The sequence below is a fragment of the Leisingera sp. ANG-M1 genome (genome assembly GCF_000813745.1).
In the GTDB taxonomy this organism is placed as follows: domain Bacteria; phylum Pseudomonadota; class Alphaproteobacteria; order Rhodobacterales; family Rhodobacteraceae; genus Leisingera.
Map to the genome: position 1 here is coordinate 15358 of NZ_JWLC01000030.1, position 19949 is coordinate 35306.

At 63.4% G+C, this 19949-nt stretch carries 21 protein-coding genes and 1 riboswitch; of the genes, 15 read left to right on the forward strand and 6 right to left on the reverse strand.

The window, feature by feature from the left end; genetic code table 11:
- Positions 1–33 precede the first annotated feature (33 nt).
- Entirely contained in the window at positions 34–459 is a 426-nt protein-coding gene (locus RA19_RS23405; RefSeq protein ID WP_039167583.1) for an OB-fold nucleic acid binding domain-containing protein, read from the reverse strand.
- A 165-nt stretch (positions 460–624) separates the two neighbouring features.
- Here RA19_RS23405 and RA19_RS23410 point away from each other — a divergent pair, with 165 nt between their 5' ends.
- The 3 genes from RA19_RS23410 to RA19_RS23420 all read left to right on the forward strand — a co-directional run bounded on the left by RA19_RS23410 (position 625) and on the right by RA19_RS23420 (position 3791).
- A complete protein-coding gene (locus RA19_RS23410; protein ID WP_039167587.1) occupies positions 625–948 on the forward strand; it encodes a 2Fe-2S iron-sulfur cluster-binding protein in 324 nt (107 codons plus the stop codon).
- Positions 948–1823, forward strand: a complete 876-nt coding sequence (locus RA19_RS26315) for an FG-GAP repeat domain-containing protein (RefSeq protein ID WP_082020658.1) — start codon at positions 948–950, stop codon at positions 1821–1823. Before RA19_RS23410 ends, RA19_RS26315 begins: the two co-directional genes overlap by 1 nt.
- A 240-nt stretch (positions 1824–2063) precedes the next feature.
- A complete protein-coding gene (locus RA19_RS23420; RefSeq protein ID WP_039167590.1) occupies positions 2064–3791 on the forward strand; it encodes a DUF1217 domain-containing protein in 1728 nt (575 codons plus the stop codon).
- Positions 3792–4091: 300 nt separating this feature from the next.
- On the opposite strand, the gene purD is transcribed toward RA19_RS23420, so the two are convergent.
- On the reverse strand, positions 4092–5357 hold the full coding sequence (gene purD, locus RA19_RS23425; RefSeq protein ID WP_039167594.1) for a phosphoribosylamine--glycine ligase: 1266 nt from the start codon (positions 5355–5357) through the stop codon (positions 4092–4094).
- 74 nt (positions 5358–5431) lie between these two features.
- Between purD and RA19_RS25970 the strand changes: the two genes are divergently transcribed.
- A complete protein-coding gene (locus RA19_RS25970; RefSeq protein WP_052262016.1) occupies positions 5432–6025 on the forward strand; it encodes a glycine-rich domain-containing protein in 594 nt (197 codons plus the stop codon).
- A gap of 87 nt (positions 6026–6112) precedes the next feature.
- Positions 6113–7615 (forward strand): exodeoxyribonuclease VII large subunit, encoded by a 1503-nt coding sequence (xseA, locus tag RA19_RS23435; RefSeq protein ID WP_039167597.1) that lies wholly within the window; start codon positions 6113–6115, stop codon positions 7613–7615.
- Between the two features lie 56 nt (positions 7616–7671).
- Here xseA and RA19_RS23440 read toward each other — a convergent pair whose 3' ends face one another.
- Entirely contained in the window at positions 7672–8076 is a 405-nt protein-coding gene (locus tag RA19_RS23440; RefSeq protein WP_039167811.1) for a hypothetical protein, read from the reverse strand.
- A gap of 140 nt (positions 8077–8216) precedes the next feature.
- Between RA19_RS23440 and ftsY the strand changes: the two genes are divergently transcribed.
- From ftsY to RA19_RS23455, 3 genes are all read left to right on the forward strand, one after another.
- Positions 8217–9401: a signal recognition particle-docking protein FtsY gene (gene ftsY, locus RA19_RS23445; RefSeq protein WP_039167599.1), complete on the forward strand. Its 1185-nt coding sequence runs from the start codon at positions 8217–8219 to the stop codon at positions 9399–9401.
- An 83-nt stretch (positions 9402–9484) separates the two neighbouring features.
- Positions 9485–10387: a DMT family transporter gene (locus RA19_RS23450; protein WP_039167600.1), complete on the forward strand. Its 903-nt coding sequence runs from the start codon at positions 9485–9487 to the stop codon at positions 10385–10387.
- A gap of 29 nt (positions 10388–10416) precedes the next feature.
- Positions 10417–11028, forward strand: a complete 612-nt coding sequence (locus RA19_RS23455; protein WP_039167603.1) for an inner membrane-spanning protein YciB — start codon at positions 10417–10419, stop codon at positions 11026–11028.
- A gap of 171 nt (positions 11029–11199) precedes the next feature.
- Here RA19_RS23455 and RA19_RS23460 read toward each other — a convergent pair whose 3' ends face one another.
- Positions 11200–11883, reverse strand: a complete 684-nt coding sequence (locus RA19_RS23460) for a glutathione S-transferase N-terminal domain-containing protein (RefSeq protein WP_039167605.1) — start codon at positions 11881–11883, stop codon at positions 11200–11202.
- A gap of 348 nt (positions 11884–12231) precedes the next feature.
- Between RA19_RS23460 and RA19_RS23465 the strand changes: the two genes are divergently transcribed.
- Positions 12232–12675 carry a hypothetical protein gene (locus tag RA19_RS23465; RefSeq protein WP_039167607.1) on the forward strand — a complete coding sequence of 148 codons (444 nt, stop codon included), beginning with the start codon at positions 12232–12234 and terminating at the stop codon, positions 12673–12675.
- 233 nt (positions 12676–12908) lie between these two features.
- Here the strand turns inward: RA19_RS23465 and RA19_RS23470 are convergent, their stop codons facing one another.
- On the reverse strand, positions 12909–14330 hold the full coding sequence (locus RA19_RS23470; RefSeq protein WP_039167609.1) for an MFS transporter: 1422 nt from the start codon (positions 14328–14330) through the stop codon (positions 12909–12911).
- A gap of 27 nt (positions 14331–14357) precedes the next feature.
- On the reverse strand, positions 14358–14729 hold the full coding sequence (locus tag RA19_RS23475) for a DUF1330 domain-containing protein (RefSeq protein ID WP_082020659.1): 372 nt from the start codon (positions 14727–14729) through the stop codon (positions 14358–14360).
- A gap of 92 nt (positions 14730–14821) precedes the next feature.
- Here RA19_RS23475 and soxR point away from each other — a divergent pair, with 92 nt between their 5' ends.
- The 6 genes from soxR (at position 14822) to RA19_RS26730 (ending at position 19836) form a co-directional block, all read left to right on the forward strand.
- Positions 14822–15289, forward strand: a complete 468-nt coding sequence (gene soxR / locus RA19_RS23480) for a redox-sensitive transcriptional activator SoxR (protein ID WP_039167611.1) — start codon at positions 14822–14824, stop codon at positions 15287–15289.
- A gap of 227 nt (positions 15290–15516) precedes the next feature.
- A complete protein-coding gene (locus RA19_RS23485) occupies positions 15517–16584 on the forward strand; it encodes a methylglyoxal synthase (protein ID WP_039167617.1) in 1068 nt (355 codons plus the stop codon).
- A 228-nt stretch (positions 16585–16812) separates the two neighbouring features.
- Positions 16813–18273 carry a TadE/TadG family type IV pilus assembly protein gene (locus RA19_RS23490; protein ID WP_039167619.1) on the forward strand — a complete coding sequence of 487 codons (1461 nt, stop codon included), beginning with the start codon at positions 16813–16815 and terminating at the stop codon, positions 18271–18273.
- 5 nt (positions 18274–18278) lie between these two features.
- On the forward strand, positions 18279–18782 hold the full coding sequence (locus RA19_RS23495; RefSeq protein WP_039167621.1) for a TadE/TadG family type IV pilus assembly protein: 504 nt from the start codon (positions 18279–18281) through the stop codon (positions 18780–18782).
- Complete coding sequence (locus tag RA19_RS23500; RefSeq protein ID WP_039167629.1) at positions 18779–19423, forward strand: TadE/TadG family type IV pilus assembly protein; 645 nt, start codon at positions 18779–18781, stop codon at positions 19421–19423. The genes RA19_RS23495 and RA19_RS23500 overlap by 4 nt, the downstream gene beginning before the upstream one ends.
- A 167-nt stretch (positions 19424–19590) precedes the next feature.
- Positions 19591–19836, forward strand: a complete 246-nt coding sequence (locus RA19_RS26730; protein WP_152615856.1) for a hypothetical protein — start codon at positions 19591–19593, stop codon at positions 19834–19836.
- Positions 19812–19890, forward strand: a riboswitch (SAM riboswitch). Its footprint overlaps the gene before it by 25 nt.
- Positions 19891–19949 lie beyond the last annotated feature (59 nt).

Sequence of the window (19949 nt, forward strand, 5' to 3'; positions counted from 1 at the left end):
TGCCGGTCCGGGCGCCGTTGCTTTGGCGGCAGCCTAGCCGAGTTCCGGGCCTGGCGCAAAGGCCGGATCGTGCTGGCGGCTTTGTTCTGCCAGCAGGAGATCAAGCATGGGGGAGATGTCCTCGACCGTCTCGGCGATCACATGGGTGACGGAGTGGGAGCGCTGCAGCCGCCCGGTGACGCGCAGCAGCCGGCCCGAGATCACCGCGCGGCGGAAGGCCTCGTAGATTTTGCGCCAGACGATCACGTTGACCACGCCGGTCTCGTCCTCCAGCGTGACGAAGATCACGCCCTTGGCGGTGCCCGGGCGCTGGCGCAGGATCACCAGCCCGGCGACGGTGATGCGGGCGTTCTCCGGCGGCTCCAGCAGCCGGGCGGCGGGCAGGCAGTGGGGCGGGCGCGGCCAGGGGCCGGGAGCATGCTGAGGAGTGCAGGGCGCGGCAGCGGCAGGGGCTGGCATGAGGAAAACGGCTCCGCGGATGAGAATTATCTGACGTGAACAAATGTAGAACATAGTGCGGGAAAGTCCAGCAGCGTCAGCATCGGGTCGCAATTGGGGCTGGCACCGGCGCAGGCGCTTGGCTACACAGTCGCCCAAGTACCGGAAAAGGGAAGAGAGCTGACAATGGCAAAGATCACTTACATCGAGCACAACGGCACCGAGCACGTCGTGGATGTCGCCAACGGGCTGACCGTGATGGAAGGCGCGCGCGACAACAACATCCCCGGCATCGAAGCCGATTGCGGCGGCGCCTGCGCCTGCTCGACCTGCCACGTGTACATCGCGCCGGACTGGGTCGAGAAGCTGCCGGCCAAGGACGACATGGAAGAGGACATGCTGGACTTTGCCTATGAGCCCGATCCGGCCCGCTCGCGCCTGACCTGCCAGATCAAGGTGAGCGACGCGCTGGACGGCCTGGTTGTGCATATGCCTGAAAAGCAGATCTGATGCGGAACAGGGCGCTGCGCCGGCCCCTGCGTGTGGGGGCCGCCCGGGTCCGCAGCGCCGGGCTGGCGGGGTGCCTGTGGCTGGCGGCGCAGGCAGCGTCTGCGTGTGAAGCCAGCTACCCTGAGCGCGGCCTGCCGGGACGCAGTGCGGAGGCCGCCTTTGCCAACCGGACCGCAGGCGGCCGGCATGAGTTCTGGGCGCCGCGGAATGCGGAGCTCAGGATGTTCGCAGCCTATGCGGGCGCGACCGGCGAATATGGCCACGGTGTCCTGGGCGGGCTGAAGGATGCGAAAGCGCTGACAATCCATGTGTACCGGCCTGGCAGCAGCCGTATTACCTGCCCGGCCGAGGCCGCCCTGCCGCAGGGGCATGTGTTCGAGGATACCGCACCGCGCTTGGCGGACCTGGACGGGGATGGCCTGCCTGAGGTGATCGCGGTGCACAGCTCTGTAGCTGACGGCGCCAGGCTGGAGGTCTACAGCCGCCGCGCAGAGCTGCTTGCGGCAACACCGCCGATCGGCACCCGGAACCGCTGGCTGGCCCCCATCGGCGCGGCGGATCTGGACGGCGACGGGCATGTGGAGATCGCCTATATCGACCGCCCGCATCTGGCTAAGACGCTGAGGATCTGGCGCTACAAGGATGGTGAACTGGCCGAGGTTGCCAGTAAGGCGGGGCTGACCAATCACCGGATCGGCGAGGAATTCATCACTTCCGGCATCCGCGATTGCGGCCAGGGGCCGGAGCTGATCACGGTCAGCGCCGGTTGGGACAGGGTTATCGCCTCCCGGCTGGAAGATGGCAGAATCAGCAGCCGCGATATTGGTCCGTTCCCGCCGGACAGAGGGCTGCAGGACAGCCTGGCCTGCAACTGAGCGCTGTCCGCGCCGCGCGTCAGCGCGGCGCCAGGCCCAACTGAGAGGCCGCTCCGCAAGGCGTGGCTGGAACAGGCAGGAGCACCGCCGCAGCCCTGGCCGCAGCGCGGCGCCGGACGCGCGGTTTGCTGCGGACGTGCCCTGTGTTTCAGATTTATTCACCATCTTCAGCCTATTCTCCCCCGAACGGGCAGAACCGGGCGGCACTTTGCCTGGACCGGCTTTACAGGAGACAGGCGCGTGAGCTTTACCCCTTATGTATTCGGAACCGGGATCGCCGGATGGACTTTTCTGCAGCGGACCCAGGAAAAGCAGATGGAGGTTTTCGAACAATCCCCGGTGCTTGACCGGACGCTCCAGGACTTTACCCAGCGCATCACCAGCATCCAAACGCCGGATCAGCTGCTGGATGACTACAACCTGCTGACTGTGACCCTTGGCGCTTTCGGTCTGGACGAGGACATCGGCAACCGGGCCTTCATCAAGAAAGTGCTCGAATCCGATGTGGATGATCCGCTGTCCTTTGTAAGCCGCCTGAATGACAGCAGGTACCAGGCGCTGGCTGAAACCTTCGGCTTTGGCAGCGACGATGGCCCCAAGCTTCCCAGTGCCCGGGCCGGCGACGAATTTGCGGGCATCGCCTCGCCGGATGAACTTCTGTCAAACGGCACGCTGCTGCGCAAGGCGCTCAGCAATGCCGGGCTGGAAGGGATGGAGAATAACCAGTTCTTCCTGCAGAAGGTGCTGGAATCCGACCTGAACGATCCGGAATCCTTCGCCAACAAACTGTCGGACCCGCGCTTTGCGGATTTTTCCCGCCAGTTCAATTTCGGCGCCCCGCGGGAGTATGAGAACGACATCCAGGCCCTGGTCGGCGAGTTCAACAAACACACCGAGGGGCTGGCCAGCGCCGATGACCTCTTGGAGGATGAGACGCTTCTGCAGGCGGTCATTGACACGTTCGACTTGGAACGGACCAGCCCGGATTTCCTGCGGCGGGTGCTGAATTCGGATACCACCGATCCGGATTCCTTTGTCAATCAGCTGGAAGACACGCGCTATCTTGCCGTGTCAGAGGCGTTTGGCTTCGGCTGGCCGGACATCAACGGAATAACGGACCCGGAAGAGCTGCTGGGAAATTCCGCCCTGCTTGAGGCTTCGCTGGAGCAGTTCTCGCTTGGCAATCCGGGCGAGGATTACTTGCGGCAGGTTCTGGAATCGGATCTTTCCGACCCGGCATCTTTTGTGAACCAGGAAGAGAACCTGGCCTTCTATGATTTCGCCGAAGCGTTCCAGAACGAATGGCCCGCGCATGTCAGCAAGATGCAGGTCTTTTCCGATGAAATCACTCCCAGGCTGGACGAGCTGGAAAGCGCCACGGATCTCGTCCTGGATCTGAGCCTGTTCGAAGCTTCGCTGGACATTTTCGGGCTTGGCCACCGCGACACGGAACTGGACGTCATGATCCGGACCCTGGATTCGGATCTGTCGTCCAGCATTTCCTATGCCAACCTGCACCGGGACAAAAGCATGCAGGCCATGGCCTATGCCTTTTCCTTCAACAAGGGCGAGACCGGGCGGGTGTACCCGGAGGGGTTCGCGGAAGAGCTGGCCGATCTTTACACCACCCGGCAGTTCGAGATCGAAATCGGGGAAACCGACCAGAACATGCGGCTGGCGCTGGCGTTTGAGCGGGAACTGCAAAGCGTTGCGGATTCGGGCGGCAGCGAGGACGCCCATTGGTACAACATCATCGGCTCACCGCCCCTGAAGACGGTTTTCGAAACGGCACTCAGCCTGCCGTCCGGCTTTGGCCAGCTGGATATTGAACGCCAGCTCAACGAGATGAAGGACCGCACTTTTGCAGCGTTTGGAACCACGCATCCGGCAGATCTTCTGGAACCGGAAATGCTGGATCAATTCCGGCGCCGGTTCCTGATGCTGAGCGATCTGGCGGCTTTCCAGTAAGCTCTGCACCGCAGGCTGAACACTTGCCGCCAAGCCGCTCCGCTGCCGGGTGAGGGCGGGTGGCTCCTTTTTAGCGGCCGGGGCCGGACTCTGGCTTCTTGCTAGGAATGCTGCTGGATATTGCTGCTGGCCTGGAGCGGGCCCGCAGCTGGACAGTTGCGGCCGCCAAGGCAAGGCAGCTCTGCCCGGACGTTGTGATCTTTCGGGGCCGCCGGGCGCTTAGGCGCCCGGCTGTGCCCAACTGCAGCGGTCAATCTTCGATTGGCCGGCCGCAGGCGGGAGCGCCCCGCCCGCGGCTGCTTACTTCAGCGCGCGCCAGCCGATGTCGCGGCGGAAGAAGCCTTGCGGCCAGTCCACCCCGTCAACCATCGCATAAGCCCGGTCGCGGGCCTCTTGCAGGGTTTCACCGCGCGCGGTCACGTTCAGTACCCGGCCGCCAACCGCCAGCACCTTGCCGTCCTCCGCCTTGGTGCCCGCGTGGAACACCATGTTGCTGCTGTCCTCGGGCAGCGCGTCCAGCCCCTTGATCTCGGACCCTTTCTCATAAGATCCAGGATAGCCCGCAGCCGCCATCACAACGGTGATTGCGTGGTCATCGGCCCAGTTTACCTGCGCTTCTGCCAGCCGGCCTTCGGCGGCGGCATGCATAAGATCCAGCGCCTGGGCACCCAGGCGCATCATCAGCACCTGGCATTCCGGGTCGCCAAAGCGGACGTTGTATTCCACCAGCCGCGGCTGCCCGTCTTTGATCATCAGGCCGGCGTAAAGCACCCCCTGATACGGCATGCCGCGCTCGGCCATCACCCGCATGGTGGGTTTCACGATCTCTTCCATCGCGCGGGCTTCGATCTCGGCTGACAGCACCGGTGCCGGCGAATAGGCGCCCATGCCGCCGGTGTTGAGGCCGGTGTCGCCTTCGCCCACCCGCTTGTGGTCCTGGGCAGAGCCGATCGCCAGCACGTCCTCGCCGTCTACCAGCACAAACAGCGAGGCCTCTTCGCCTTCCATGAATTCCTCGATCACCACCTCGGCGCCGGCCCCGCCGAATGCACCGCCGAACATGTCATCGATGGCGGCGATGGCTTCGTCCTCGGTCATCGCAATGATCACGCCCTTGCCGGCTGCCAGACCATCGGCCTTGACCACAGTCGGAGCGCCGTGTTCGCGCACATGCGCCTTGGCGGCATCAGCGTCGATGAAATGGCCGTAGCCTGCGGTCGGGGCCTTGGCCGCGTCGCAGATTTCCTTGGTGAAGCTCTTGGAGGCCTCCAGCTTGGCCGCCGCTTCCGAAGGCCCGAACACCAAAAGCCCGGCTTCGCGCAGCCGGTCGGCCACGCCTGCGGCCAGCGGCGCTTCGGGGCCGACGATCACGAAATCAATGGCGTTTTCCTCGGCAAAGGCAGCCACCGCGCCGCCGTCCTCGATGTCGAACGCGGCGCAATCGGCGATCTGCGCAATCCCGGCATTGCCCGGCGCCACGATCAGCTTGTCGCATTTGGGGTTCTGCATCACCGCCCAGGCCAGCGCATGTTCGCGCCCGCCGCTGCCAAGGATAAGGATGTTCACGTCGCTCTCCACTTGCTAAGCCTTGGGCGCGGTCTAGTGATTGAGGGCCGGACAAGCAAGAGATGCATTGTTTTATGGGCAATTTGACCAACCCGGAGCTGTGGGCGCGGATCAGGGATTACCGGTTCCTGACGTTGCAGGACGGCAGCTCCTTTCATGACTACGTCAGGAAAAAGACCGGCTGGGACCGGCGGGTCACCGCTGTGGCCATCAATGAATATTTGAGGTTCGCCTATCTCTGTTTGGCGTCAGGCCGCGGCGCCATTCCTTCGCCGGTCATCGACGCAGTCTGGCACCTGCACCTCACATTGACCGAAGATTACTGGGACCACTTTTGCCCGGAGGTGCTGGGGCGCAAGCTGCACCATATCCCGTCCCCTCTCAGGCATCATGACAATCCCCGCTATCTGGAAACGCTTGCGCTTTATGAGCAGGAGTTCGGTGTGGCAGCGCCCGGGGACTATTGGCCGGCAAAAAGGGAAAGACGGCAGGAAATCCTGTTTTGGGCAGCAATCGCCAGCTGTGTTGTTGCCGCAGTGGCTACCGGGTTGGAGGTATTCTTCGGCTTTGCCGTCGTTCTATTTATTGCCTACGTCATCGCCCTGGGGCCAAGAAGCAAGCTGCATCAGAGTGGCGGAGGAGGCTGCGGCGGCTGCGGCGGCGATTGAGCCTTTCCGGGATTGGCCTTGGCGCGGCGGCCAACTATGCTGCGGACAAAACAAGACCCGCCGCGCGCCGCAGGAGAGCAGCCCCCGATGTCCGATCTTTTTGATGACCCTCAGCCGGGGCAGAACGCCCCCGAATTCACCGTCTCGGAAATCTCCGGCGAGGTGAAGCGCACGCTGGAGGGCACCTTTGGCCGCATCCGTGTAAAGGGCGAGGTGGGCCGGGTGTTCAAGGCACGCTCCGGGCATCTCTATTACGACATCAAGGATGACCGCTCGGTGCTGGCCTGCACCACTTGGAAGGGGCAGGTCTCCGGCTTGTCGGTAGTGCCGGAAGAAGGGCTGGAAGTTGTGGTCACTGGCCGCCTGACGGCCTTTGGCGCCCAGTCCAAATACAACATGAACGTGGATGAGGTGGCGGTTGCGGGGCAGGGCGCGCTGATGGCGCTCTTGGAGAAGCGCAAGAAGCAGCTGGAAGCCGAAGGGCTGTTTGCCCCTGAACGCAAGAAACCGCTGCCGTATCTGCCGCAGATCATCGGCGTGGTGACTTCACCTTCGGGTGCGGTGATCCGCGATATTCTGCACCGGCTGCGCGACCGCTTCCCGCGCAAGGTTCTGGTCTGGCCGGTAGCTGTCCAAGGGCAGAACTGCGCGCCGGAAGTGGCCCGCGCCATCGACGGCTTCAACCGCCTTACCCCCGGCGGCGCGCTGCCGCGCCCGGATCTGATCATCGTCGCCCGCGGCGGCGGCTCGATCGAGGATCTGTGGGGCTTCAACGAGGAGATCGTGGCCCGCGCTGCCGCTGCCTCGCAAATCCCGCTGATCTCTGCCGTCGGGCATGAGACGGATACCACACTGATCGATTTCACCTCCGACCGCCGGGCGCCGACCCCGACGGCGGCGGCCGAGCTGGCGGTGCCAGTGCGGCTGGAGCTGATGGCCTGGGCGGAAAACCAGGGTGCGCGGCTGACCCGTGCGGCAGGCCAGGCCGTGCAGCTGCGCCGTCAGCGGCTGGGCGATCTGTCGCGGGCGCTGCCAAAACCCGACACGCTTTTGGAAACCCCGCGCCAGCGGCTGGACCGGATTTCGGACCGGCTGCCCAATGCGCTGATCCAAGGCGTGCAGCGCCGCCGTTTGCGGCTCAGCGAAACCGCGGCCTCCTTGCGCCCTGCGACCCTGCGCACGCTGGTGCAGTCGCGCGGCGACCGGCTGAAGAACCTCTCCTCCCGCCTGACCCTGCGCCCGATCGAACGCGAGGTGACAGTGCAGAAAGACGCGCTCAGCCGGCTGGCGCAACGGCTGGACGCGGCCCAGTCCCAACGGCTTGAGCGGCAGCGCCAGGGGCTGGCCGCTGCAGGCCGCCAGCTGGAGATCCTCAGCTACAAGGCTACCCTGCAGCGCGGCTATGCCGTTGTGCGCTCGGGCGAGGAGATCCTCACCTCAAAGACCGCCGCTGCCAAGGCAGGCCCGCTGCAGATTGAATTTGCAGACGGTACCTTGGATCTGGGCGCACCGGACACAGCCGCGGTACCTAAAAAAACGGCCTCCAAGCCAGCTCAGGACACCGGCGGCAACCAAGGCTCGTTGTTCTAGGGAAGCGTTTCCAGCTTCTTTCTGGTTTACTAAATACTCACTGCGCAACAGCGGCCTTAGGCTCCAACGTCAGGGCCGTAGCACAGCATTTCCTCGCCGATCTCCTCGGCTTCATACAATTCGGTGGCGGCCGGGTCGTTTTCGAACCGGGCCGTCAGCCCGCCCGGGGTCAGCTCAAAGCTCCAGCACTGCGGGTCGGCGCGGTCCTGGTAAAGGAAACAGATCTGCCCGTTGTCCTCGTACCAGCTGCCCTCCTGGCATTTGCCGTCGAGAAAGGACCAGATCACCCGCCGTCCGGGCAAATAGCGCTCCACCCCGTACATGGCGCCGCCAAAGCCGTAGAACAGCGTGCGGCCTTGCGTGTAGCGATCGAACTGCTCGGCGTTGAGCGGCTCGCCCGCCGCTGCCGGGCCGGGCAAGGCCAGCAGGCCAAGAAGGGGAATCGTCAGTATCAGGCGCATGGCGCCATTGTGCCAGAGCGCCCGGCCTGTGGCCAAGCCTGAACGCAGCCTGCATTTTTTGCGGCGCTGATGGCGCCGGTGCTTTGCACTCGGCGCAAATCCGCATTAGGTGAGGGGCAAACCCCTTTGCGGAGATCAGTATGGCGTTTTTCTCAAAGCTCAAGGAACGGCTGTTCAAATCCTCGTCGAAGCTCGAGAAGGGGCTCGACGCAATTGTCGAGGATGGCGCGGACGGCGGTGCGGCGGACCCGCAGGCCGCCCCGGCAGAACCGTCTGCGGCAACTGCCGCGCCGGAACCCGCGGCGCAGCCTGAACCGGCTCCGGTTCCGCAGCCTGAGCCCGAACCGGTCCGGCAGGCTGCACCTGAGCCCGCACCAGAGCCAGCGCCTGCCGCCGAACCTGCGCCTGCGCCCCAGCCCGCACCGGAGCCGGAGAAAAAGCCCGGGCTGCTGGGCCGCCTGATGGGCCGCGGCACGGCTGCCGAGCCGCGCCGGGCGCTGGACGACGACATGCTGGAGCAGCTGGAAGAGCTGCTGATCGCTGCCGACATGGGCGTGGACACGGCGCTGCGGGTTACCGCCAATCTGGCCGAGGGGCGGATGGGCAAGAAAGTATCCAGCCGCGAGATCAAGGAATTGCTGGCGCAGGAAGTGGCCCGCATCATGGAGCCGGTGGCCAAACCGCTGCCGATCTATGCCAAACGCCCGCAGGTGGTTCTGGTGGTCGGCGTCAACGGCTCCGGCAAGACCACCACCATCGGCAAGCTGGCAAGCCAGTTCAAGGGCGCCGGCAAAAAGGTGGTGATTGCGGCGGGCGACACCTTCCGGGCCGCCGCGGTGGAGCAGCTGCAGGTCTGGGGCGACCGCGCCGGGGTGCCGGTGCTGACTGCACCCGAAGGCTCCGATCCGGCCTCGCTGGCGTTTGATGCGATGACCAAAGCTCAGGAGGAAGGCGCCGACCTTCTGATGATCGACACTGCGGGCCGTTTGCAGAACCGCGCCGACCTGATGGAGGAACTGGCCAAGATCGTCCGCGTGATCCGCAAAAAAGACGAAACCGCCCCCCACAACACCCTTCTGGTGCTGGATGCCACTACCGGGCAGAACGCGCTGAGCCAGGTTGGCACCTTCCAGCAGCTGGCGGATGTCTCCGGCCTGGTGATGACTAAGCTCGACGGTACTGCCAAGGGCGGGGTGCTGGTGGCGCTGGCCGACAAATTCGGCCTGCCGATCCACGCCATCGGCGTCGGCGAGCAGATCGACGACCTCGCCCCCTTCGATCCGGAAGAGTTTGCCGCGGCCCTTACCGGCCTGGAAAAATCCTGATCTCTTCTTCTGGCTGAAAATATCCTCCGGGGGTCCGGGGGTGGAAAACCCCCGGCTCTGCCGGCCTGAGCAAAGGCCCTGTTGTGAGTGATTGGCTGATCTCCCTGGAAGGCACCGAGGCCGGGCATCAGGCGGCGCTGTTCCTGGCTGTCTGGGCCGCCTTCCTGCATGCGGTCTTCGGCGCACTGCAAAAGGGGCGCCACGACCCTTGGCTGTCGCGCGGGGCGATCGACTTCTCCTATTGCGTGATGGCGGCGCCCTTTGCCTTCTTCGTGGTGCCCTGGCCCGAGCCGCATATGTGGGTGATCTTTGCCGCCGCCTGGGCCATCCATGTGTTCTACAAGCTGTTCCAGGCGATGGCCTATACCAAGGGCAGCTATACGGTGGTCTACCCTGTTGTGCGCGGCACCGGGCCCTTGTTCACGGTGATCGGCTCCTACTTCCTATTTGGCGAGGTCTTCACGCCGCTGCAATGGCTGGGGGTGGCGGTTCTGCTGGCCGGGATCTTTGGTCTTGCGGCCTACAACTTCGTCTTTCTTGAGACCAACCGCGACACCTTTGGAGTTGCGCTGCTGTTTGCCTTCATCACCGGGTTGTTTGTGGCAGGCTACACCACATATGACGCCTACGGCATCCGGGCGACCGCGGATCCGTTCACGTTCCTGGCGTGGTTCTTCATGATCGACGGGCTGGTGTTTCCTTTCATTGCGCTGGCCCGCTGGCGGAGGATGGCGGAGCCGCCCGCGCCTGGTCCCTTGATGCTGAAAGGGGTCTTCGGCGGGCTGGTGGCCTTTGCCTCCTTTGGCGCCATCATGCTGGCCACGCGGCTCGACAAAGTGGGCGAGGCAGCGGTTCTGCGGGAGACCTCCACCGTTTTTGCCGCCCTCATTGGCTGGCTGGTGCTGAAGGAAACCGTGGGCCCGCGCCGGATCGCTCTGATGGCTTTGATCGCGCTGGGGGCCGTGATAGTGGAAATGGGCGGCTGAGACCGCGAGCAGAGAAGACCGGAGGCCCGATGGCGGCGAAGAAGATCAACCCGACCCTGAAGATGGTGCTGGAATTCGGCCCCATCGTGCTGTTTTTCATTGGCTATCTGAAACTGAAGGACGAGGTCTTTCTGATCGGCGGCAACGAGTACAAGGGCTTCATCGTCATCACCGCCGCCTTCATCCCGCTGATGGTGGCCTCGACCATGGCCTTGTGGAAGCTGACCGGACACCTGTCGAAGATGCAGTTTGTCACGCTGGTGCTGGTGGTGCTGTTTGGCGGCATGTCGGTCTGGTTCAACGACGAGCGTTTCATCAAGATGAAGCCTACGGTGCTTTATCTGCTGTTCGGCGGTTTGCTGGGCATTGGCCTTTTGCGCGGGCAGAGCTGGCTGAAGGTGGTGATGGAAGAGGTGATGCCGCTGCAGCAGGAGGGCTGGATGATCCTGACCCGGCGGCTGTGTTTCTTTTTCTTTGCCCTGGCGGTAGCAAATGAGCTGATCTGGCGTTTCCAGAGCGAGGAAACCTGGGTTTATTTCAAGACCTTCGGCCTGCCGGTGGCGATGTTTGCCTTCTTCATGTTCCAGGGACAGCTGTTCCAGAAGTACGGTGCGGAGGAAGAGGCCGGCCCGGCGGAGTAAGCCGCAGGCCCATGCCGCAGCCAGCGGAGGGCTCCCGCGCCTTTGCCTCTCATCACAGATGAGAGAAAAAGCCTTGGGCCCGGCAGCCCGCCTGCGGCGTGCTGCGGTTCCGCTTCTTTCTGGTTGAAAATACCCTGGCCGAAGGCCCGGCGCCCGCGGCGCCGTATCCGTTCACTTGCCGAACAGCACCTGCTGCGCCTTGGTGTCCGAGCGGTCCGCCCGAAGATCCGCATGCAGCGCCCGGCCCGCCACCACGCCGGGGCGGGACCACATCAGATCCAGCCAGCGGGCCAGGTGCGGTTTGTCCTCCAGCGTCTGCTGCTGGCCTTCCCAGAGTGACGCCCAGGGCCAGATCGCCATATCGGCAATCGAATAGTCTGGGCCTGCAACGTACTCGTTCTTTGCCAGCTGCCGGTCCAGCACGCCATAGAGCCGGGCCACCTCATTGCGGTAGCGGTCCTGGGCATAGGGGATCTCTTCCGGCGCGTATTTCAGGAAGTGGTGCGCCTGGCCGGCCATCGGGCCGACACCGCCCATCTGCCACATCAGCCATTGGTCCACGGTCAGCCGGGCGCGCTCGTCAGCACCGTAGAAGTGCCTTGTCTTGCGGGCGAGATACTGCAGGATGGCGCCGCTTTCGAACAGGGAGACCGGCGCGCCGCCTGGGCCGTCCGGGTCGGTGATTGCGGGCATCCGGTTGTTGGGGGAAATCTGCAGGAATTCCGGTGCAAACTGGTCCCCCTTGCCGATGTCGATCAGGGTGGTTTCGTATGGCAGGCCCATTTCCTCCAGCGCGATGGAGACTTTCCAGCCGTTGGGGGTGGGCCAGTAGTAAAGCTGAACCGGATCTTGCATCTGCTGCCTCCGCTGCGGTTTGCGCCCAAAGGACCATAGGGGCAGGGCGGCGGGCAAGAGGGCAGGTGAAACACATCCATGTGATTGCGCGCACAGCTGCCTCGACCTGCCCGGAACCCGCGGCGCATCCGCCCTGCAGCCGACCTTTCGATGGCCCCGAAATGGCGATGGCAAGCGGATGCATTTTCCTGCCCGGATTTGCCTTGATAGCTCACCCGCGTTGTCCGGGCGGCTGACCTTGCGGCGTTCCTATGCTGCCCGGGCCTGAGAGTTCGGCCGGCATCGAAGCGTTTCCTGCCGCTGCATTGCCAGACTTGGCTACTGTGAGGGAAACAACCGGAGAGACCAATGACACTGCCCGAGCTCAAACACGACAGGTTTGTTCCCGAAAAAGGGTTGCGGATCATCGTGCAGGTGCCTGAGACCCGCGTTCAAAGGATCATAGATGCGGTTTTGGCCGAAGATGACTTGAAATACGGCGACTATGATCGCGTTACGTTCCGGACCGCGCCGGGGGTTCAACGGTTCAGATCGCTGGGCAGCGGGCGCAATGCGGCGACGGGAAGGGTTGCCGAAGTCGCTTGCGTGGAACTGTCGTTCTTTTTGCCGGGCAGCGAGGCCAGAGCCGTGAAGGTTCTTGAAACGGTTTACTCCTCCCATCCCTACGAAGAGCCGGTGGTGTTCGTGGAGCCATGTGTGCGGACGCTTCATATCCGGGGGCTGGATGAGGACAATCCAAACAGGTTCTGGAACAGCGCGGCCGAAGACTGGGTTCCGGCAGAGCACCGGTAACAACCGCGGCGCACCACGATATCAGGCCAGGCGGCATTGCCCCTATCCTTGAAGAAAGGGACGCTGCTGCATCTCCGGGGGGCGCTTGGCGTTTACTGGACTGAAGTAAGCCGGAGGATGTTTCCGGGCGGAGGCATATCCGCCTGATCCCGCCCGGATCACTGCGCCGAACCGGGCTTCCAAGGGGGCGGCCTGGAAACCCGGTTCGCTGTTTCTTAAGGCCAAGCCCAAAGTCACTCCTGCTGAGTGGCAGTCAGGGCGCGGCTGGCAAGAACGGCCAGCAGAGCCACCGCTGCAAAGGTTGCGAACAGCCAGATGGCGGAGTTGGCGATGGCCGCGGGATTGCCGGTCTCCTTGAAGCCCGTCAGATTGCCGGTCAGCCCGGCCACCGCGGTGCCGAAGGCCACAGCAAACATCTGAATGGTCGACAGGGCCGAGGCCGCCAGATCGCGTTCACCTTCGCTGGTGAATTGCAGGATGAAGGTATTGAGGTGCGGCCAGCCGATGCCGATGCCAATCCCCAGCGCGATCAGCGCAAGCGACAGCAGAAGTGTCAGAGCCGGGCCGGCGCTGCCGGACATCGGGGTGAACACGGCCAGCGCAGTGCAGGCCGCCAGCATCAGCACCGGACCCGCCAGAACAGCCCGGAGCATTCTACGGCCAGTGAAGCGGGCGGAATAGACTTCGGACCCGGCCCAGCCGATTGATACCAGCGCCGCAATGTAGCCCGCCATCAGCGGTCCCATTGCGTGCAGACGCTGCAAATACATTGGCATGAAGAACTCGGCATTCACGCAGAAAATCAGCAAAGCCATGACCGCGATTGCCAGAAACAACGGTGTGCCGGGCGTCATTGCCCCCCGCGGGAACAGCCGTACCCGGCCTTTCCGCTCTTGCCGCATCAGCGCAAGGATCATGAGAACGGACAGCAATACCGAGACGGCAGCCCAGGCGGGGGCCGGAGCCAGACCGCCCAGCGAAACCGCCAGAACCGAACCAGCCAGCAGCGCCAGCTGACCAAAAGCCACTGGTTCGGACTGTGTCTGCTCCTTGCTCCTGCGCGGCAGCAGCAGCATGGTCATCAGCACGAAAAGGCCGGTGACCGGCAGCATGACCCCGAACCCCAGGCGCCAGCTGCCGAACTCGGCGAAGATGCCGCCGACCGCCGGGCCGAGCAGCATCATGATGCCCCAGGTGCCGGACAGCAGCGCCATCGCTCGGGGCCAGAGACGCTCGGGGTAGACGAAAACAATCATCGAATAGCACAGGGTGAACAGGATCCCGCCGCCCGCGCCCTGAATGATGCGCCCCAGCAGCATGACCGGCATGTTTGCGGCCAGCGCTGCCAGCAGGCTGCCGCCGGCGAAGATCAGACCAGAGAGGGCAAAGCCCAGCCGCGGTCCGGTTTGCCGCAACAGTCTGCCTGTCAGCGCGGCGCTGAGGATAGCGGCCAGCGTCGCCAGCGTGGCGTTCCAGGCATAAAGCTGCTGGCCGCCGATCTCTGCCACAATGGAGGGCAGCATGGTGGCGGTGATCGTGATGTTGACGGCATGCAGGGCAATGCCGCCCGCCAGGACCGCGGATACGGCGGCATAGTTACCGGTCAGAATATCGCGCCAGCGGGCTTCTGCAGTCTGCTCGAAAGATGCGGTCATAGGCTGTCTTCCTCTTTCCGTCAGAGCTCAGTTCTGCGCCACATAGGCGTGGTCAGCGTTCTGTTCCGCCCATTCTTCGGCGTCGAACCCCTCAACCGCAAAGGTGAAGTTCGGCGGGATCACATCCGTCCTCAGATGTTTGGCTGCCTGATACTCCTCCGAGTGCCAAAACCCCTGAAGCGCTTCCATCGAAGGGAAGCGGAACAGGGTAAAGCGGGCATTCTCTTTCCATTCGCCCTCAAAGAGATCCATGGCCTGGCCGGTCTCTCCTGCAATGACGAGCTCGCCGCCCCATTTCTCCAGCAGCGGATGGGTGGCTTTGCCATAAGGTTCAAGCGTGCCGTGGCCCGCAGGCATAAACGAGCTGGCAACGAGGTAGGCGGGTTTCTGTTTCGACATCAGGTTCTCCAAAGGGCAGATTCGGTCTTGCCCTTGCGTTGCTAACTCCTCAACTTAAGTTGAGGTCAAACGCAAAATCGGGAGGGCGGAGCATGAAACGCATAGGCGGGCTGACGGTTGGCGAGGTTGCTGAACGCAGCGGCATCGCGGTGTCTGCGGTCCATTTCTACGAGCGCAAGGGGCTGATCTCTTCGGAGAGGAACGACGTCAACCACCGCCGCTACCCGCCTACGGTTCTGCGGAAGATCGCTGTTATCCAGGTAGCTCAGCGGGCAGGCATACCCTTGCGGGAAATTGGCCAGGCGATGGCGTTTCTGCCGGCTGAGGCCAAGGTCACCGCCAGGCATTGGGAAACGCTTTCAAGCCGGTGGACTGCCGAACTTGACGACCGCATCGCCCGCCTGCAGCGGCTGCGCGACGGTATGGCCAGCTGTATCGGCTGCGGCTGCCTGTCCATGGACACCTGCCATTTGTTCAACCCGGACGACGTGATCGGAGCCAATGGGCCGGGTCCGCGCTTTCTGGAGGAAGACGCGCCGGAGTCCTTCAGCCAGAGTTAACACGCCGCGCCTTGCGTGGGTTCAGGAAGCATGGGGAGATCCTGAATGCGTTTCTAAACGCGAAAGGCAGCGGGTTCCGTTCTGTCATCCGCTTTGCGCCGCCTGCCGGTAATTCCGGCATTGTTAAACGCGCCCGCCCTTGCATACTTCCGCCAAACCGGAAACGCTTGAATACTGCGGGCGCGTATGCGGCTTGGGCCTGCACAGCTGCAAGGAAGGACTAAGCAATGGCTTTCAACTTCATTCTGATGCTGACGGAGAACGACCGCACAATCCCGGATGCCCACGCGCGGCTGGAAGAAGCGCTGGAAGCTGGCGCGCGCCATATCGGGTTCAAGGATGTCGGCTTGCCGCTGGAAGACCTGCGCGGGCTGGCGCAAACCATCCGGGCGGCGGGCGGAAGATCCTATCTGGAGGTGGTCAGCCTGGATGAGGACAGCGAACTGGCCTCGGCGCGGGCTGCCGTCGGCTTGGATGTGGATTGCCTGCTCGGCGGCACACGGGCGGCGGCTGTGACTGAGGTGATCCGCGACCATCCGCTGCGCTACTATCCGTTCCCCGGCCGCATCACCGGCCATCCCAGCGTGCTGGAGGGACCGGCCGGCGATATCGCTGCCTCGGCCCGCGCGCTGGCCGATCTGGAGCATGTGCACGGGCTGGACCTGCTGGCCTACCGGTTTTCCGGCGATGTGCCGGCGCTGATGCAGCAGGTCGCGCAGGCGGTGGCCAAGCCGGTGATCGTGGCCGGCAGCATTGACAGCAAGGAGCGGATCAGCGCGGTCGCACAGTCCGGTGCGCAGGGGTTCACAGTGGGCACGGCGGCCTTTGCCGGGGCGTTCCAGGCCGGGGCGAGCTTTACCGATCAGGTGCGCTCAATCCTGGCACTGACTGCGAGCGCGCAGGCTCTGTCTACGGCGCCGCGGCGGTTTGCGCTGGTGGCCCATGATGACCGCAAGGCGCATCTGCGCGCCTGGGTTCTGCGCCACAGAACGGCTCTGGCCGGGCACAAGCTAATCTGCACCGGCGGCACCGGCGCCCTGGTGTCGGAGGCCTGCCCGGAGTTGAATGTCCGGCGGCTGCAGCGCGGATCAAGAGGCGGCGACCAGCAGCTCGGCGCGCTTGTGGCCACCGGCGAGCTGGATGGGGTGATCTTCTTTGCCGATCCGATGGCGTCGCATGGCTATGATGTCGATCTGCAGGCGCTGACCCGGCTGGCCATCATGCATGACATCCCGATGGCGCTCAGCGCTGCTGCAGCTGACCTTATGGTTACGGCGTTTCTCGCTCGCAATTGAGCTTTTACGTTCGGGTTGCCACTGCACTGGGCTGGCAATTCTGCGGTTTCCGGCGGTGCATCAGATGGCCAGGGGCTACCGGAAGACCCAGAGCCGGGGTTAATAAATACAATTCTGAGGAGAATTTTTGGCCGCTTGAGAGGATGCTGGGCGGCGTTCCAACCGCTTAGCCTGAGGGCAGGCTGGGTCCTTGGTATGCGGCCCTGCCGTCAGGAGCGTAGCGGATTGATGGATCTGAGGAACAAGTTCAGGCAGTTTTCCACCGATAACAGCGGCACCATGCTGGTGACCTGGGGGCTGAGTTTTGTGGTGCTCCTTGGGATTGCGGCAATGTCTTTTGATCTGGGGCGCGTGGGGATTACCCGCAGCGAGCTGCAAGCTTATACGGACAATGTGGCGCTAGCGGCCGCAGGCGAGCTGGACGGCAGGCAGGATGCAATCACCCGGGCCCGCTCGGCGGCCAGGAATCTGATCAGCGACCGCAAAACTTTCGGCAGCGGCGGCAGCGTGCTGAACGGCGATACTGACTACACCCTCACGTTCTATTCCGAACTTCCGGACGACGACACAGTTGCGATCACTGCAGTCACAACCGATCCGGAGGAAGCCATTTTTGTGCGTGCCGAAGCAACTCCCAGCACAGTGGGCGCGACATTCGGCGCAGCCTTTTCGGCACTGACAGGCCGCCAGCGGCCGAACGAGTTGGCGCGGGCGTCTTCCGTGGCCGGGTTTACGCAATATGCCTGCGATATCACTCCGTTGATGTTCTGTGTTCCGCCGGGGTTTTCCGCGGATGCCAGTGTTGGAGAAATGATCCTTCTGCGCTCCGGCGGCAACGGGGCGGCTTGGGGGCCGGGCGATTTCGGTTTTCTCGATCCCAACAAGGTCCGGGTGGATGAGGACGGCCCTTGTGCCGGTTTGAACGGGGCTCAGCTGGATGCCTGCCTGCTGGGTGCAGAAGGCAGCATCACCCAATGCTTCAGTCAGCGCGGCGTCGATATCGAGCCGGGCCAGAAGGTCGGGATCCGGGATGCGATCTTCAATGTCCGCTTCGATATTTACAAGGCCATCATGAACGGCAAGCGGAACGACCCGGACTACCCGGCGGCGCCAAACGTCATCAAGGGGATTGTTCCCAAAGGGAAAAAGGGCAGCTGCATCGGAAACCAGGACAGGCAGTCGCCTGATACATTGGGCCTGCCGCGGGACGATTGCTTTGAAAGCGGCGCATGCTCGCGTTTTGGCGATGGCAACTGGACAGCAGGGCGGATCGCGTATGTCGACACCAACTACGGCGGTGTGGACCCGCACCCCGGTGCAGTCACCCGGTTCGAGTACTATTTGGCGGAAATCAATGCCGCAGGCGGACCTGGCGGCAGCGGGGATATCCTGTCCGGACTGTCTGAAACCGGGCGCCCGATCTGCTCGCCGCATCAGAGCGTGGATGTGAACCGGCGTGTGGTGATTGCGGCTGGTATCGATTGCACAGCCAATCCGGTCAGCGGCTCGGCCAGCGGTGTGCCGGTCGAAGAGTTTGTGCGGGTGTTCCTGACCGAGCCGGTAGGGGATGACGGCGCTTCACCGCCGACGCTGGATATCTGGGGCGAGGTGCTGGGCAGCGCGGGCGGCGGCGGCGCGGGCACCGGCGATGCGGGCATTTTCCGCGATGTCGTCCAGTTGTACCGGTGATCAGGATGCGGGAGCCACAGGACAGATTGACTGGCTGGGCTTCTTTCCGCAGGCAGGAGAGCGGCGCAATCCTTGTCGAGTTTGCCTTGATGCTGCCGGTGATGCTGCTGATCTTCGCGGTCATCATAGAGGGCGGGCGGATGATGTGGTCCTATCAGGCGGCCATTTCGGGCGTCCGTGACGCGGCCCGCTATCTGGCCCGGGTTGCGCCGCAGGACATTTGCGCGTCCGGCGGTTCCGTTTCCGGATACGCACCGCAGTTGACCGCAATCGTGCGGGACAGCATTCAGGGGGATACGCTGTTTCCCTCCAGCTTGATCGTGACCTCCGTGGCGCCCAGCCTGACCTGCCAGGCCGGCAGCTACCGGGTCTCGCCTTCACCGGTTGTAGAAGTCCGGGCCCGCTTGACGATGACCTTCCCGTTTGCAGGGGTTTTCACGCTCACCGGCGGAAGCCGGCCCGCGATCAATACAGTTATTACCGATCAAAGCAGGGTGTTTGGCACATGAGAAAGCGGACCAGGCTCAAACTCCTTCTGTCCCGGTTCCGCAAGGATCAAAACGGGGGCGTGCTGGTGGAGCTGGGCATAACATTGCCCGTCTTTCTTTTGCTGATCATGTCGATCATCGATTTCGGGCGCATGGCGTTTCATTATGTGGTTGCTGAGCGGGCGATGAATGTTGCCGCCAGGGTCGCCGCGGTGCGTCCGCCTGTCTGCGAGGGCGTCCCGGAGGTTCACGAACGCGCTCCGGCCGGCAGTGGCACTTTGGCGGGGTTCGGCACCTCCTGCCGGGCAGGCCCGGACATCTGCCTGGATGCAGGCACCGTAACCTGCAGCGGTTCTGCTGCAAGCGCCACAGCAATTGAAATCTGGGACCTGATCCGCGGATCAATGCCAAGGGACGCAACTATCGGAACACTTTCGTTCAGCTACAGCTATGATCCGAACCTTGGGTTTCTTGGCGGGCCTTATACGCCGGTGGTCACAGTCGAAATGCAGAATCAGACCTTTGATTTCGTGTCGCCGCTGGGGCGGATCGCAGCGCTGGCCGGCTCTGCCGCAAGCCCGGACCTGGGCGCGGCGGTGCCCTTCCCATCTATGAGCGTTTCTCTCCCGGCCGAAGATCTGGCACTTGGCCAAAGCGGCTGACGGGCTTGCTGCCGGGTTTTCGAATTATTCGCACTCAGGCCAGATTCTGGCTGCGTTCTGTGCACAAAGGACCTTGGGAACTGCTCTTCCGGCAGGCGCGGCGCGCGGCTGCTTTGCGCCCGCGAGCGGGACAGGTTTCGGTCCTGCCGAACCGAGGGCGCGGGCTGATGTTTAGAACCAGGTTTTCTTGTTCGGCAGCAGTTTTGGCGCTCAAAGCCGTCTTCGGTCTTGCCTTGCGGGGCTTTTTTGCCGTATTTCCGATCAGTCCTTCATGTTGTTCGGGCATACCCAAGCTGGAAGGAAAATACACGGGGACCGTGGCAAAGGTCCTGCTGGGGACGACGATCACTGAATCGCTTTCTCCAGGTCTTGAATTCCCGAGGGTTGCCGCCTTGGGCGTGAGTGATTTGTAACCGGATTGCGGGCCACGATAAACAAGCCGCTAAAGAGGTCAGGACGAGAAGGACTCCCTTTCGCTTGGCCGGACGGGAGTTTTTTTATGCGCCGCGGGCGCGAGGAGACCGAA

Excerpts from the sequence above, each read along its gene's own strand:
- RA19_RS23410 (WP_039167587.1), top strand. The coding sequence starts at position 625 with ATGGCAAAGATCACTTACATCGAGCACAACGGCACCGAGCACGTCGTG.
- soxR (WP_039167611.1), top strand. The coding sequence starts at position 14,822 with ATGAAACGCATAGGCGGGCTGACGGTTGGCGAGGTTGCTGAACGCAGC.
- xseA (WP_039167597.1), top strand. The coding sequence starts at position 6,113 with ATGTCCGATCTTTTTGATGACCCTCAGCCGGGGCAGAACGCCCCCGAA.
- RA19_RS26730 (WP_152615856.1), top strand. The coding sequence starts at position 19,591 with ATGTTTAGAACCAGGTTTTCTTGTTCGGCAGCAGTTTTGGCGCTCAAA.
- RA19_RS23495 (WP_039167621.1), top strand. The coding sequence starts at position 18,279 with ATGCGGGAGCCACAGGACAGATTGACTGGCTGGGCTTCTTTCCGCAGG.
- RA19_RS23500 (WP_039167629.1), top strand. The coding sequence starts at position 18,779 with ATGAGAAAGCGGACCAGGCTCAAACTCCTTCTGTCCCGGTTCCGCAAG.
- RA19_RS26315 (WP_082020658.1), top strand. The coding sequence starts at position 948 with ATGCGGAACAGGGCGCTGCGCCGGCCCCTGCGTGTGGGGGCCGCCCGG.
- RA19_RS25970 (WP_052262016.1), top strand. The coding sequence starts at position 5,432 with ATGGGCAATTTGACCAACCCGGAGCTGTGGGCGCGGATCAGGGATTAC.
- RA19_RS23405 (WP_039167583.1), bottom strand. The coding sequence starts at position 459 with ATGCCAGCCCCTGCCGCTGCCGCGCCCTGCACTCCTCAGCATGCTCCC.
- RA19_RS23440 (WP_039167811.1), bottom strand. The coding sequence starts at position 8,076 with ATGCGCCTGATACTGACGATTCCCCTTCTTGGCCTGCTGGCCTTGCCC.
- RA19_RS23465 (WP_039167607.1), top strand. The coding sequence starts at position 12,232 with ATGACACTGCCCGAGCTCAAACACGACAGGTTTGTTCCCGAAAAAGGG.
- RA19_RS23470 (WP_039167609.1), bottom strand. The coding sequence starts at position 14,330 with ATGACCGCATCTTTCGAGCAGACTGCAGAAGCCCGCTGGCGCGATATT.
- RA19_RS23490 (WP_039167619.1), top strand. The coding sequence starts at position 16,813 with ATGGATCTGAGGAACAAGTTCAGGCAGTTTTCCACCGATAACAGCGGC.
- ftsY (WP_039167599.1), top strand. The coding sequence starts at position 8,217 with ATGGCGTTTTTCTCAAAGCTCAAGGAACGGCTGTTCAAATCCTCGTCG.
- RA19_RS23455 (WP_039167603.1), top strand. The coding sequence starts at position 10,417 with ATGGCGGCGAAGAAGATCAACCCGACCCTGAAGATGGTGCTGGAATTC.
- RA19_RS23460 (WP_039167605.1), bottom strand. The coding sequence starts at position 11,883 with ATGCAAGATCCGGTTCAGCTTTACTACTGGCCCACCCCCAACGGCTGG.
- RA19_RS23485 (WP_039167617.1), top strand. The coding sequence starts at position 15,517 with ATGGCTTTCAACTTCATTCTGATGCTGACGGAGAACGACCGCACAATC.
- RA19_RS23475 (WP_082020659.1), bottom strand. The coding sequence starts at position 14,729 with ATGTCGAAACAGAAACCCGCCTACCTCGTTGCCAGCTCGTTTATGCCT.